This window comes from Bartonella taylorii 8TBB (assembly GCF_902825155.1).
In the GTDB taxonomy this organism is placed as follows: Bacteria; Pseudomonadota; Alphaproteobacteria; order Rhizobiales; family Rhizobiaceae; genus Bartonella; species Bartonella taylorii_A.
Genome location: NZ_CADEAG010000001.1, coordinates 75,823 through 90,086 on the forward strand (window position 1 = coordinate 75,823; position 14,264 = coordinate 90,086).

At 37.3% G+C, this 14,264-nt stretch carries 15 protein-coding genes; 11 read left to right on the plus strand and 4 right to left on the minus strand.

Going from position 1 to position 14,264, the window contains the following annotated elements; genetic code table 11:
• Positions 1–313: 313 nt before the first annotated feature.
• From J7R13_RS00375 to J7R13_RS00385, 3 genes are read right to left on the minus strand one after another with little or no spacing between them, the layout of a single operon-like run.
• On the minus strand, positions 314–853 hold the full coding sequence (locus tag J7R13_RS00375; RefSeq protein ID WP_246786246.1) for a hypothetical protein: 540 nt from the start codon (positions 851–853) through the stop codon (positions 314–316).
• Positions 854–898: 45 nt separating this feature from the next.
• The gene (locus J7R13_RS00380; RefSeq protein ID WP_208436970.1) at positions 899–1,468 is read right to left on the minus strand and encodes a hypothetical protein; all 570 of its coding nucleotides are present in this window, start codon (positions 1,466–1,468) and stop codon (positions 899–901) included.
• 20 nt (positions 1,469–1,488) lie between these two features.
• Complete coding sequence (locus tag J7R13_RS00385) at positions 1,489–2,007, minus strand: hypothetical protein (protein WP_208436971.1); 519 nt, start codon at positions 2,005–2,007, stop codon at positions 1,489–1,491.
• A 1,122-nt stretch (positions 2,008–3,129) separates the two neighbouring features.
• On the opposite strand from J7R13_RS00385, the gene J7R13_RS00390 reads away from it, so the two are divergent.
• Positions 3,130–3,675: a hypothetical protein gene (locus J7R13_RS00390; protein ID WP_208436972.1), complete on the plus strand. Its 546-nt coding sequence runs from the start codon at positions 3,130–3,132 to the stop codon at positions 3,673–3,675.
• Between the two features lie 171 nt (positions 3,676–3,846).
• On the opposite strand, the gene J7R13_RS00395 is transcribed toward J7R13_RS00390, so the two are convergent.
• The gene (locus tag J7R13_RS00395) at positions 3,847–4,086 is read right to left on the minus strand and encodes a hypothetical protein (protein WP_208436973.1); all 240 of its coding nucleotides are present in this window, start codon (positions 4,084–4,086) and stop codon (positions 3,847–3,849) included.
• Between the two features lie 787 nt (positions 4,087–4,873).
• On the opposite strand from J7R13_RS00395, the gene J7R13_RS00400 reads away from it, so the two are divergent.
• The 10 genes from J7R13_RS00400 to J7R13_RS00440 all read left to right on the plus strand — a co-directional run bounded on the left by J7R13_RS00400 (position 4,874) and on the right by J7R13_RS00440 (position 14,083).
• A complete protein-coding gene (locus tag J7R13_RS00400; protein ID WP_208436974.1) occupies positions 4,874–5,800 on the plus strand; it encodes a YopJ/AvrA family T3SS effector serine/threonine acetyltransferase in 927 nt (308 codons plus the stop codon).
• A 553-nt stretch (positions 5,801–6,353) separates the two neighbouring features.
• Positions 6,354–7,292 (plus strand): YopJ/AvrA family T3SS effector serine/threonine acetyltransferase, encoded by a 939-nt coding sequence (locus J7R13_RS00405; protein WP_208436975.1) that lies wholly within the window; start codon positions 6,354–6,356, stop codon positions 7,290–7,292.
• Positions 7,293–7,626: 334 nt separating this feature from the next.
• Entirely contained in the window at positions 7,627–8,565 is a 939-nt protein-coding gene (locus J7R13_RS00410; protein ID WP_208436976.1) for a YopJ/AvrA family T3SS effector serine/threonine acetyltransferase, read from the plus strand.
• Positions 8,566–8,844: 279 nt separating this feature from the next.
• Positions 8,845–9,783, plus strand: a complete 939-nt coding sequence (locus J7R13_RS00415; protein WP_208437268.1) for a YopJ/AvrA family T3SS effector serine/threonine acetyltransferase — start codon at positions 8,845–8,847, stop codon at positions 9,781–9,783.
• 289 nt (positions 9,784–10,072) lie between these two features.
• Entirely contained in the window at positions 10,073–11,008 is a 936-nt protein-coding gene (locus J7R13_RS00420; RefSeq protein WP_208436977.1) for a YopJ/AvrA family T3SS effector serine/threonine acetyltransferase, read from the plus strand.
• Positions 11,009–11,297: 289 nt separating this feature from the next.
• Positions 11,298–12,230 carry a YopJ/AvrA family T3SS effector serine/threonine acetyltransferase gene (locus J7R13_RS00425; RefSeq protein WP_208436978.1) on the plus strand — a complete coding sequence of 311 codons (933 nt, stop codon included), beginning with the start codon at positions 11,298–11,300 and terminating at the stop codon, positions 12,228–12,230.
• Positions 12,231–12,846: 616 nt separating this feature from the next.
• Positions 12,847–13,509: a lysozyme gene (locus tag J7R13_RS00430; RefSeq protein ID WP_208436979.1), complete on the plus strand. Its 663-nt coding sequence runs from the start codon at positions 12,847–12,849 to the stop codon at positions 13,507–13,509.
• Positions 13,506–13,733, plus strand: coding sequence for a hypothetical protein (locus tag J7R13_RS00435; RefSeq protein WP_208436980.1), 228 nt, complete (start codon positions 13,506–13,508; stop codon positions 13,731–13,733). The genes J7R13_RS00430 and J7R13_RS00435 overlap by 4 nt, the downstream gene beginning before the upstream one ends.
• A complete protein-coding gene (locus J7R13_RS09490; RefSeq protein ID WP_246786256.1) occupies positions 13,666–13,884 on the plus strand; it encodes a hypothetical protein in 219 nt (72 codons plus the stop codon). The genes J7R13_RS00435 and J7R13_RS09490 overlap by 68 nt, the downstream gene beginning before the upstream one ends.
• Positions 13,865–14,083: a hypothetical protein gene (locus J7R13_RS00440; protein WP_208436981.1), complete on the plus strand. Its 219-nt coding sequence runs from the start codon at positions 13,865–13,867 to the stop codon at positions 14,081–14,083. The genes J7R13_RS09490 and J7R13_RS00440 overlap by 20 nt, the downstream gene beginning before the upstream one ends.
• Positions 14,084–14,264 lie beyond the last annotated feature (181 nt).

Below are 14,264 nucleotides of genomic sequence, written 5' to 3' on the forward strand. Positions count from 1 at the left end.
ATGCTCTTTGATGATGTTAGTGTCCAGAACATTCTTTTATAATCTTTTTTAAAAGAGAGAGAGAGATTCTCCAAATAACGAAAAAACAGCCTTTTTCTCAAAGAGTAAATCCTGCTTCACTTTGCTTTCTTATTTTACTTGTTTCTCAACCATTGCATCGCGTTCTTGCAGCACTTTTTTCAGTTCTTTTTTTACTTTACAATACAGCCTCGCACGCTTGAAAAACAAATAATAAATGGACAAAATGAGCACGTTACTTAAAAAGCCCATTATTACCGAAAACAGAAAAGAGAGGCCCAAGAGTGTTGCAAAACTACTCGTCATTTTTTCCTCCACGCACGTCCTGCATGCAAATTGTTTTCTCTTGTTGCGCAGTTGCCTCTTCCAGTTGCTGGATCGTTTTTTTCAATTTACCAGTCAATTTTATGCACAACAGCGCAATGAACGGTGCAAAGAAAAGAAAACATGACACTACACAATTTACCAGCAGAAGGAAAAAAACACTCGTGTCACTCTTCCAACCTGCCATATTTGCTGTAGCGAGTGAGGCACTTAAAAGCACTATGATAAGAGAGAGGATACAGATTATTTTCAACTCTCTTGGCCAAAGAAACAGAGATTCTTTAAACTGAAAAACAGGTACAGCTGCATCAAATGCTGAATTTTGTTCCGTGGTTTCCCTCTGGTGAGAATTCAATGAATGCGTTGTATTCTTTTTTAGTTCCTCAAGCATGTTGAAGTATAATCTTACACGCTTAATGAAAAAATAATGAAGCCCGATGGTAGCCATGCCAACCAAAATGGCCATGATGATGAGTCCTAAAAGACCCCAAAATCCTAAAAAAAGAAGCACTTGTTCCCCTTTCGCCTTCTGTATCCTTATCGATTGCGTTGCCGCTTAAGCAAACGTTTCCAATCTTTTCATCCTCTTTTTCACGCACTGATTGAGTATACCATAGAGCACTAAAAGCACTGGTAAAGAGAAAGCAACCAATACCACGATCAAAAACACTAATTGAGAGAACAGCGTATGCACAGCAAATAATGCAGGATCACTATTCATCAATTGTTTCAGGTCCATTCCTTGTAATTTCTTCTGTACCTCTATACCAGTTAAGATGATAAAAGGTACAAAGATGAGGACAAACACACTCAGAGAGACAATGAATATTCTTTTATAATCCTTTTTTGAAAGAGAGAGAGATTCTTTAAACGAAGAGAGATAAACTCTCGTGTTAAACGTTGATCCCTGCTCTTTTCCTTCCCTCTCATGACCGCTCAAAAGCTGTGTTGCGCCATTTTTTAGTTTTTTAAAGGTCTTGGAAAGCGCTTGTGCACGAAGAAGACGCTTAATAAAAGAGTAATAAACTGCAACAATTGCCATAGAGCCACAAAAACTTACCATGATACTCATTACAATCATTGAGCCAGTGGTTAAGAGTGCCATCAATATTGCCAAAAAATCCATTTTTCCCTCCCTATCCTGTTCTATGAAAGAATTGGATCGTGCTGTTCGGATGATTTTTCCAATTTCTGGATCATTTCTTTTAATTCACGATTCAAGATAAAGTGGAAAACAAAAACAAGTGGAAAGAGTACTCCAGTAATACCAAAGATCGCTTGCAGCATCATACACAGAAAGGCCCAAACGCCATTCCACCCAGCGGCACGCAAAAATTCTGTCATAGACATTCCACCCAAAGAAAATTGTGCCAAAGTTAAATCTTTCAAATTTTCCAGAAGCGTTTTGTGAGCACTTCCCTGAAGCATTGCTTTAAGCTGTTCCTGGGATACAACATGAAAAAATTCCAGAGGCTTTATGTATCCTACAGCAATAACAAAAACCAACGCTAGAAGAGAGAGACAGAAGAGAATGACATAATCTTTTTTTGAGAGAAACAAAGCTTTTTTGAAAGAAGAAAGCTGGGATTCTTTCCCACACATTCCTTGTGACGCAACAGCTGCCTCACCCTGGAGAGATTGGTGTTGTGATTTGTTCATACACATACTTATAAGCCCCTGCTTCTTCACTTTTTCTCTGCTAAAGCTCCCTCACTATTCCCCATACACGAACATATACAAGAAAAAGCCCTCAGACCCCTATAAATGTACGTTTATTGCCAAACCAAAAAGCAGCATGAATAGCGCTACAGCTCTTTGCATTGTGTTTAACCAACAGGCAATATGGAGGCATTTGCTCACTTATGCATTAAAAGTGTGTGTAGCAGTCTTAATGAAAATTTTCAAGTCTACCCTTTAAAGTTCCCATCAAGAAGATATCTGGCCTGTTTCCAAGAAGGCTCCCCAAACCTTTGCAAAAGAATAGACCTGTAGAAAAAAACAGCTGTTTTAAGAGTCCATCCTATCATTTCAGAACATTCATGGTCAGGTTCATTTTTATAAAACAGCAAAGAGAAAGAGTTTATATTTGCACTCTATAAAGGATATCTTTATAAAGAAAATGGCTAATCAAAAAAACCAGCCAAATTGGATAATTTTCTCACTCATTTTGCTATTAACATTGTATTATCGCTCTATTATAGATATTTTATTTGAAAAGATAAGGACTCTTGTGATACTATATATAGGAGATTGTGTTTGCTTTTTTCAGATATATTCTGTTTAAAATATGTTAATTTTTTCCTCTAAAAAGGATATGAAAAATGCCCAACAAAGTGATGCGCATCAAGCTTCTTAGCACTGTACAAAACAACGGCTTCTCAAGCAAAGCTTGAAAACTTCTGCAGAGACTCCTCGAACAGAGCGAAAAATAAAACAACATTTCAGGAAACACTCTGCTTATTACCGAAAGCATGAGAGACCATTGTATTTTTTGTTCCCATTTTGCAAACAGTGCTCTTCAATTTCTTAACAGTTTGAAAATTTCTAGAGAGAGAAAATCATCAGCTATAAATGACACGATAAAAGTAGTGATGCACAATTTGTGACAGAGATTATTCTGCCATTGAAGGAACGTTGCTCTCCTTTGAGAGAAACAAAACAACCCTGCCTCTTTTATCATCAATCCCCTTCCGTTGTACGTTCCTCATGGGGGTATTCTCTCAAGTGTTTTTTTAATTGCCCCCCTCTTAAACAGACAATTTCTTTCCAATCCAAATGGTTAAGTTCATGAAAATACGTAAAAAACGCGGTAGACCCAGAATAACAGGCAAGCTAAGAGAACCCAATGGCCGTATTTCACGTGCGCAAAAACCACACACACCATCTCCTCAACAGACCATTGAAATGCGTGCTAAACACTTTGGTTTGACCATAGAAGAGGCCAAAAACCCACTTGTCGGTACCTATATTGGGCGTCTTTGTTTACTTGGATATAAACAAGAGATATCGAGCATCAGTAAAGAGCAATATGATACTGCGCAACGCTATCTACAAATCAGAAACGACTATTTATGTGCAAAAGGTTTGCCAAATGGCTATTATGATGATTTTACGCACGCATCCGATGAAAAGGCACAAAAACAATGGATTCAAAAAGCAACCGATCGCTATGAGAACATGAAAGAAGTGATTAAGGAAACACAACATCTGTATCGCCAACATGACTTTCATGCCGCGTTACAATATCTTGTTGTAGAAGACCAACCACTTCCCTATCTGGTCTGTTCATTGCGCATTATTCTTAATGCGCTTCATAAATATTTTGAAGGTTAAATTTATGCCCGCTTTGTCTTTCCTGCTTCCCGCTTTTTTTCTGCTGATTGTCTAAAGAACGAGCACAAATGAAAATAAAGATGCGTCAATATTTCCATATTACGCCCCCATCTCCATACAGTATGACACTCTGTTGTTCCATGAACAACAGCTTAAAAATTTATTGCAAAACTAAAGTGTAAGAACGCAAAGAAAAAAGAGGCTTCCCCACCAACAGCCCACCACACCAGCACCCACCACCACAAAAACCGCCTGCATCAAAACAAGCAACTTCAGTGTCTTAATCTTGACACAACCACATTTTTCTTCCCCAAAAGAGAGAAAAATCGCTCTTTTTCCGCATTCAAAAAAACTTCCGATAAAAACAGCAAGCGTCGCTCCACAAAGCGGATGAGCTAAAATAAAAAACACAAGATTATACTTTTCTATTGACAGTATACGAAAAATAGTATTTAATGACATCTGCGGGGTATGTTTTTTTGTGTCTATATTCTCCTTTCTCTCTCTCTAGAGCATACCTCTCTACAAATCATAAATATAAATTTCTACGAATTGTGAACTGTGCTTTTTAAGACATCAACAGTGTCCTTTAAGGCAATGGTTCTTTAGGGCAACGGAAGTGGGTGTATGAAAAAGACAGCACTGCCTTTATTTTGTCTCCTTTTTGCATCAACCAAACAATTACGAGAAATATAATAATCGTTATAACACCAACGTAACATGTTTATAAAAGGTGTCACATATCTGAAATGTCAGATCATCAGCAAAAACAACCACAATTGATGCATCCATAGATCTCTTCCTCTCATAAAACATAAGCTTGAACGGAACATTCACGGAATATTCAGGGCAAGACTTTCCCAATATGGTTACGAAATCAATCACTGCGGTGATCAAGCGAAAAGACCTCACAAATCTCTTCTTTTTTAATGCCGAAATATTTTAATACCAAGACAAATTCGCAAACGCACTTAAGCTGCGAATAATTGAGAGATTTGTATATACTGAAAACGCTGAGATTCTTGATTCTAAAAGACCTCTCATACGACTCTGAAAAACTCTCTTATAAAAATGACTCAAACTTAAAAGATAGTTCCATTGCATGATATCCAACGTTAAAAAACAATATTTAAACATAATTAAGTCTTAATTGCGAGAATAGTGTTTAATACCGACTGTTAGCATGTGGATTAATGTCATGAAGCCACAAGATTCAGAAAGTACTGGCCAGAGTTCATCGCAAACACAAGAAGATGAAAGCAGAAATCAGTTATTAACAAGTCTTCTAGAGCACCCTGAGAGCGCTACCAAAGCAGAAAATATCCCATACAATTATGAAAAATTAAAAGATATTATTGTAGGTCTAGAAAATGATATCGCTAATGGGGAATGGATAAGAACTGATTATGCCGAAATGGATTTTGAGTTGATGCCAGTCCTCATAGAGCGAGCAAACCGTAAATATTCAGGCTTGAATCTTAAACTTGCTCTAACGCCTCGCGAATTTATCCGATTAGTAAAAAAAGACATTGAAAATGGGATTTACGCTTCTAGATTTATCCTTAGTATAAAGTGCGGGGGAATTCATTTTGCGGTGATCGATCATCGAACCATTGAAGAAAAGACATCCTTAATATTTTTTGAGCCTACAACTCTCAAGAGTATGCAGACCGAGATGCTGGCAATAAGGACACAAGCAACGGTTAAGTGTTATCCCTTACCTGATTGTTTTCTTTCCATAGCGGCCATGGGTATTCAACATAGTTTCTCTGAATGTGGGACGTTTAGTTTAGCTCTTGCCAAAAAGCTTCATACCGAAGCTAACAGCTTAACAAAAATGCACGAAGATAATGTGAGCGGTGTGTTACGCGAACTAGGGACTCCTTTGCAATCTGAACAATTGGACCAGTATCTTCCACCTACTTTTTACAAGCACCTGCAAGGGAGAAAACGTTTTAGGAAGTATGTAAAATCAAATCCGGAAGCTGAACATAAAAAGGTGAACAAAAGAGGCGAAACTCTTGCTGAAAGGTTTGAGAAGAACTTAGTCACAGTAGAGGGGAAAGCTATCTCTGTTTCAGCACATAGAAAAAGGATACGTGAATACAAATCTCTGATGATATAGATTTTTAATATTTTTGCGCATCTGCAGAGTAAATAAAGCGCTGCCTTCAGGTTAACCGGTTAGGATAGATCAAATTCGCGTTGATAGATTTACCTCTTGTTTCAGTTTATAAAACGCAAGCAATATGAGCAGTTTGCCTCTTAGGATGAAATGGAGCTGTTCTCTCAAAAACAGATAATCAGCATTCTCAAAAATTCCACGGTTATTGCGCGGTAATAAGAGCATAAGAAATGAAAAGCGTGCAAAGAATTTTCATTGTAAAACATCGAGCTGAAGTTACCAATACACCCAAGTTTTTTGCTTTTTACAGATTTTGAAGAAACAAAAGAGACAAGAATCGCAGCTCTAAAAAGCCTATAATCCTCATTTATGAAACTTTCTTACGAAAATTTCTAAAACTTTAAAAATACTCTCACCGGCTTACTCTTCAAGGTAGGAAGAAAATCGATATAAGATACTATTTAAAAAGAATTTTGCTCTCATTTATGCGGTAATTTTGCCATAATTTAGGAAATAATATTAAGTGTCAATTATGAACATGGAGGTTAAGATTATGAGACCACAAGGTTCAAAAGATACTGCGCATAGTTCACCACAAATGCCAGAAGGTGCGTGTGCAAAGGAATCATTAGAAAATCTTTCTGCGAATTTAGAGAAGCTCAGCCTCGAAAAAGAAAAGAATATCCCATTCAGTCATGAAGAATTAGAAAATATTATTGCAGATCTAGAACGTGATCTTGCTGATGGGAGCTGGGTCAGAGACAATTCCCATTATGCAAGCTCAGATCTTAAAATGATGCCCGCTCTGGTAAACAAGGCAAATCATAAGTATCCTGGCATGAATCTTAAACTTGCTATGACACCTGAAGAACTTTCCCTCTCAATAAAAGAAGCAATTGATGCTGGAATTCAATCTTCCAGATATATCACTGGTGTCAAAGACGGGGGACTTCATTTTGCAGTACTCGATCATAGAACGATCGGTGACCAGACATCTTTGATACTTTTTGAACCTGCAAACATCGATTCTGTACTGTCATCAATGCTAGCAGTAAGGACACAAATAGCCATCCAAAAACAACAATTGCCTCATTGTCATTCTACTACGGTGGAAATGAACATTCAACGAAGCCGCTCTGAATGTGGGATCTTTAGTTTAGCTCTTGCTAAAAAGCTTCATACCGAATCTGAGAAGCTGACAAAAATGCACGAGGATAATATTAGCGGCGCGTTATGTCGATCGGATGATTTTCTACCTTATAATAAAGTAGATCCGTATCTTCCATCGAGTTTTTACAAACACACACAAAGTAGAAGACGTTTTAAAGAATATGTGCAATCAAATCCAGGTGCGGAAAATGAAAAAGTTAATAAAAAAGACGAAACGCTTTCACAGAGATTTAAGAAAAGCTTAGTTAAAGTAGAAGGAAAGACTGTTTCTGTTTCGTCACATCAGAAAAGAGTGCGTGAATATAAATCTCTGATGATGTAATTTTAATATTTTTGCTACCATGCATGAAGAAATTTGTTGTAAGCGATACAATAAGTCTGGCAAGCAAAAGGAGTGCTAAAAGCTTTCATTTTAAAACATGAAGCTACAAATACACGCATGCTTCTCACTTTTTACAGATTTTGAAGATGCAAAGGATAGCAATATCATGACATCAAAAGAGCCTATCATTCTACTTTAAAAGCCTTCTCACAAAAATTGCTGAGATGTAAAAGATATTTTATCGCTTTACCTTTTAGCATCAATGCCAAACATTGTTTCGTCAGAATTAAGGAAATAATATTGAGCACCGATTATGAATACGGAGGCTCATATTATGAAACCACACAATTTAAAGAATACCGCTCATAGTTCATCACAAATGCAAGGAGGTGCGTGCGCAAATGAATCCTTAGAAAGTTTTCCTGCAAGTTCAGAGAATAGCGCTGCCAAGGAAGAAGGAAGTGTCGTATTTGATCATGGAAAATTGGAAAGTGTTATTTCAGAATTAGAGAGTGACCTCGCCAGTGATCGTTGGATTGATGGTGATTATGCTGAGTCAGATCTTGAAATGATGCCCTCTCTGATAAAGCAAGCAAATCTTAAATATCCAGAAATGAAACTTAACTTTGTGAGGGCACCTGAAGACTTTTCTCTATCATTAAAGGAAACACTTGATAACGGAGTTCAATCTTCCCGATATATAGTGAACACAGGGATGAGCATAATACATTTTGCAGTCATCGATCATCAAACCATTGATGGCAAAACATCCCTGATATTGTTTGACTCTACAAAATTCGATAATATAGGTTCGATTGCAGTAAAATTGGGAATACAAGAATCTCTTCAGGATTGCCCATTGTCTGATTATCATTTTTCCATGGTAGAAATGGATATTCAGCGTAGTTTCTCTGAATGTGGAATTTTTAGTTTATTCTTTGCCAAAAAGCTTCATACTGAATCTAATAAATTGATGAGAATGCATCAAGATAATATCAGCGGTGTTTTATGTAAACCAAATACTCCTGTGCCTCCTGAAATTGTGGATCAATATCTTCCTCCCAAATTTTACAAACACACACAAGGTGTGAGACGTCTTAGGGAATATATAAAATCAAATCCGGGTTCTGAAAATGAAAAAGTCAATAAAAAAGGCGAAACTCTGCCAAAGAGATTTGAAAAAACCTTAGTTGAATTAGCAGGAAACGCTGTTTCTGTTTCAGCACATAGGAAAAGGACGCGTGAGTATAAATCTCTGATGATGTCATTTTAGTATTTTTTCCACTATGCACGGCAAGTAAGCACTGCATTCCGGTTTATAGATGAACAGGCTTCTCACTTCCAGATTTTGGAGATGCAAAGGGCACCAGGATAATCCCTATAAGAGATCTGTAATTTTCATTAAAAAGCTTTTTAATGAAAATTACTAAGATATAAAACATCACTTTGGCACCTCACTTTTCAAGAGAAGTAAGATCAATATATAACCATAATGAAAACACAATTGAGGGGATAGTGTTGCGTATTGACTATGAATACGGAGGTTAAGATTATGAAACCACAAGGTTCAAAAGATACTGCGCATAGTTCATCACAAACGCCAGAAGGTGCGTGTGCAAAGGAATCATTAGAAAATCTTTCTGCGAATTTAGAAAAGTTCAGCCTCGAAAAAGAAAAAAATATCCCATTCAGTCATGAAGAATTAGAAAATATTATTGCAGATCTAGAACGTGATCTTGCTGATGGGAGCTGGGTTAGAGACAATCCCCATTATGTAAAGTCAGATCTTAAAATGATGCCCGCTCTGGTAAATAAGGCAAATCATAAGCATCCGGGCATGAATCTTAAACTTGCTATGACACCTGAAGAGCTTTCCCTCTCAATAAAAGAAGCAATTGATGCCGGAATTCAATCTTCTAGATATATAGTTGGCATCAAAGATGGGGGTCTTCATTTTGCGGTGCTCGATCATAGAACGATCGGTAACCAGACATCTTTGATACTTTTTGAACCTGCAAACATCGATGCTGTAATGTCATCATTGCTAGCAATAAGGACACAAATAGCCATCCAAAAACAACAATTGCCTCATTGTCATTCTTCTACGGTAGAAATGAATATTCAAGAAAGCCATACCGAATGTGGGATATTTAGTTTAGCTCTTGCCAAAAAGCTCCATACCGAATCTGACAAATTGACAAGAATGCATCAAGATAATATCAGCGGTGTGTTATGTACACCAGACACTCCTTTACCTTCTGATAAGGTAGATCCGTATCTTCCTCCTAAGTTTTACAAACACACACAAGGTACAAGGCGTCTTAGGGAATATGTAAGATCAAATCCGGAAGCTGAACATAAAAAAGTCAACAAAAAAGACGAAACGCTTTTAGAGAGATTTGAAAGAAATTTAGTTGAAACGGAGGGAAAAGCTGTCTCTGTTTCGCTTCATCGGAAAAGAGTTTCTGAGTACAAATCTCTGACGATGTGATTGTAATATTTTTGCCAACATGCATAGCAAAGAAGCGCTGTATCCAGGCTTATCGATGAGCAGGCTTCTGACCTTTTACAGATTTTGCAGATGCAAAGGATAGCGATATCATGGCATCAAAAAGGTCTATCATTCTGCTTAAGAAACCTCCTCACAGAAATTGCTAAGATGGTAAATATCACCTTGGTAGCTCACTTTTCAAGAGAAGTAAGATCAATATATCAACATAATTAAGACATAATTTGGTAGAAAATATTCCACATTAGCCATGAATATGGAGGTTAAGATTATGAAACCAGAAGGTTCAAAAGATACCGCTCATAGTTCATCAACAACACAAGAAGGTAAGAGTGCAGATGAATCATTGGCAAGCCTTCTCGCACGTTTAGAGGATAGCGCTGCCGAGAAAGAAGAAGAAAGTGTCATATTCAATCGTGAAAAATTAAAAGATATTATTTCAGACTTAGAGAATGACCTCGCCGATGGCCGTTGGATGAATGCCTATTATGCCGAGTTAGATCTTAAAATGATGCCAACCCTGGTAGACCGAGCAAATGATAAGTATCTGGGTTTAAATCTTAAACTTGCTATGAAACCTGAAGACCTTCCTCTGTTGATAAAAGAAGCAATTGATAACGGAGTTCAATCTTCCAGATATATAGTGAACACAGGAACGAACAGGATCCATTTTGCAGCCATCGATCATCAAACTGTTGACAACAAAACATCCCTGCTATTTTTTGAACCTACAACGTTTAATAATAGAAGCGCGGCTATGTTAGGATTGAGAACAAAACAAGCCATTCAAGATTGTCAATTGCCTGATTGTTATTTTTCCATGGTGGAAATGGATATTCAGCGCAGCTACTCTGAATGTGGGATATTTAGTTTAGCTCTTGCTAAAAAGCTTCATATCGAAGCTGGTAAATTGACAAGAATGCATCAGGATAATGTTAGTGGTGTGTTATGTACACCAGACACTCCTTTACCTTCTGACAAGGTAGATCTGTATCTTCCTCCTAAGTTTTACAAACATACACAAGGTGCAAGGCGTCTTAGGGAATATGTAAGATCAAATCCGGAAGCTGAACATAAAAAAGTCAACAAAAAAGACGAAACGCTTTTAGAGAGATTTGAAAGAAATTTAGTTGAAACGGGGGGAAAAGCTGTCTCTGTTTCGCTTCATCGGAAAAGAGTTTCTGAGTACAAATCTCTGACGATATAATTTTAATATTTTTGCCAATATGCATGGCAAAGAAGCGCTGTATTCAGGCTTATAGATGAGCATGCTTCTCACTTTTTACAAATTTTGCAGATGCAAAGGAGAGCAATATCATGGTATCAAAAAGGTCTATCATTCTGCTTAAAAAACCTTCTCACAAAAATTGCTAAGATGGTAAACATCACCTTGGTAGCTCACTTTTCAAGAGAAGTAAAATCAATATATAAACATAATGAAGACACAATTGAGAAAATAGTGTTCCGTATTTACTATAAATATGGAGGTTAAGATTATGAAACCACACGGTTCAAAAGATACCGCTCATAGTTCACCACCAACACAAGAAGGTGAGAGCACAAATGAATCATTGGCAAGCCTTCTCGCACGTTTAGAGGATAACACCGCCGAGAAAGAAGGAAATGTCGCACTCTATCATGAAAAATTAAAAAGTGTTATTTCAAAATTAGAGAGTGACCTCGCCAGTGATCTTTGGATTGATGGTGATTATGCTGAGTTAGATCTTGAAATGATGCCCTCTCTGGTAAAGCAAGCAAATCTTAAATATCCAGAGATGAAACTTAAATTTGTGAGAGGACCTGAAGAGTTTCCTCTATCATTAAAGGAAACACTTGATAGTGGAATTCAATCTTCCAGATATATAGTAAACACAGGGATATTCTTAACACATTTTGCCACCATCGATCATCAAACCATTGATGGCAAAACATCCCTTATATTGTTTGACCCCACAAAATTCGATGGTATGGGCTTGTTTGAGTTAAAATTTGGAATACAAGAAGCTCTTCAGGATTACCAATTGTCTGATTGTCATTTTTCTCTAGCAGAAATGGACATTCAGCGTAGTTGTGCTGAATGTGGAATTTTTAGTTTAGCCTTTGCCAAAAAGCTTTATACCGAATCTGATAAATTGATGAGAATGCATCAGGATAATGTGAGCGGTGTGTTATGTAAACCAGATACTCCTGTGCCTCCTGAAATTGTGGATCAATATCTTCCTCCCAAATTTTACAAACACACACAAGGTGTAAGGCGTTTTGCGGAATATATAAAATTAAATCCAGAGGCTGAACATCAAAAGGTTAACAAAAAAAACGAAACGCTTGCTGAAAGATTTGAGAAAAACTTAGTCACAGTAGAGGGAAAAGCTGTCTCTGTTTCAGCACATAAGAAAAGAACGCGTGAATATAAATCTCTGATGATGTAATTTTAATATTTTTGCCAATATGCGTGGCAAAGAAGCACTGTATTCAGGCTTACAGAATAAGGGGAGTGTGTTTCTGTATATTGGCAAATTCACCTCTTGTCTTGATTTATAAGATGCAAAAAGTATAAACAGCTTACCTCTTACACTGTATCTCAAAAACAGGTAGATCTTAAAGCCATCCAAAGTTTCAGAGCTATTGCATTGATAATAAATGTCCAGCTGGATACCGGAGAGGCAAAATACTAAGTGCTTTTGGAAGAGCATAAGCGGGAGAAACATATGCTTTTAAACACTCCTCTCATAGCATTTCTCTAGAATGGTAACTTTTATCTCCAGCTCTTAAATTTCAATAATCATTGGTAATTTCAGCCTCATAGGTGCTGTGAAAACATAACCATCAATAAGTCCCCCACCACACTCAAATCACACCCCAAACACAACCCAAACCACAATCTAACCACAACCGCAACCCAATCACACCGTGAGCCTCTTTACCAACCTCATGGTTTCGTCAAAGTTTCATTTCTCTCCCAATCTTCAAGAATAGAAGAGAAATGATTTTTTTAAGATGTCAGTCAGCCTCACTTGATGTGAGGCTTTTTTTATGGAGGAGTTTATGCGAAAAATATCAAAAGAAGGACTTGCAATGATTAAGCAATGGGAAGGTTTGCGTTTGAGTGCCTATAAAGATGCCATTGGTGTGTGGACAATCGGTTATGGACATACAAGCTCTGCCGGAAAACCCTTTGTCCATAAAGGCATGACAGTCACTGAAGAACAAGCCGAAAATGTTCTTTGCCAAGATTTAAAACAATTTGAAAATGCTGTTGAACAAGCAGTTCAAGTTTCCTTAACAAATGAACAATTCGCGGCATTAGTATCCTTTTGCTATAATATAGGAACGGCAGCCTTTTGCAACTCGACACTGTTAAAAAAGCTCAATAATGGTGAATATGAAGCGGTGCCATCTGAATTACAAAAATGGACAAAAGCAGGCGGGAAGCGTCTTCAAGGTCTCGTACACCGGCGTGCAGCAGAAGCAGGGTTATGGGCGAAAGGGGCTTATGTTTCTCCCAATTATCAAACAGTCGAAACGCAAGCACCAACGGGTTTTTTCAAAGCAGAAGCGCTTGCACCGATTATTGGTTCTTTTTCTGGGCTTGGAGGCTTGTTAGCAGGAAACGGTCCGATTCAATGGGCCTTGGCCACCATTATGATTTTAGCCGCATGTGCTGGTATTTTCTTTGTTGCTAAGCGCTTTCAGGAGCATCGTCTATGATCTGGTGGGTGAAAAAAAATTTAATGCTAACAGGAGCGGCTTTAGCCGCTTTTTTTATTGTTTTAGCAAAAGCTTTTAGCCTCGGAAAAAAAGCTGAACAGCAAAAGCAAACAGAAAACGCTCTAAAGACAGTAACAACAAGGCTTGAGGTGGAAAATGAAATTAATCAAAAAAGTGATGCTGATGTGCGTGCTGCTCTCTCTGACTGGTTGCGCGACAAATAAATATAGCTCTTCTTGTGTTGGTTGGTTGCCAATTTATTTAAAACAGCAAGATCTGAACGCCATTAGCTCAAACTTAGCAAGAGAGATTTTAAAGCACAATAAACAGGGTGAACGCTTGTGTGGATGGAAACATGGCCAGAAGAAAAACTGAAAAACACATAGAGCTTTCGGACACAGAAAAAGAAATGCTTCAGGAAATGATCATGACCTATCAAAGCATTAAAATGATGTCTCGTCTTATGAAATGGATTGCATTTATCATCTTTTTATTAATTCTTGATTTCACCCGTCTCATGGATGCAATAGATAATATTTTTGCACATTTAAAACAGTGGTTCTCAAAGAATTAGACATTTACTCATTGTATGTTAAAGAGCATTCTTTAAGATAAGAAAGATATTAAGTAAAATATCAAGAAAATGCTTGAAAAATATAACGCATTGTTTGGTTTGCTGGCACCACAAACAAACTTGAGCAACTCTTTAAAGATTGGCCACTGTAAAACCCATACAGTGTCTTATTTTTATACAG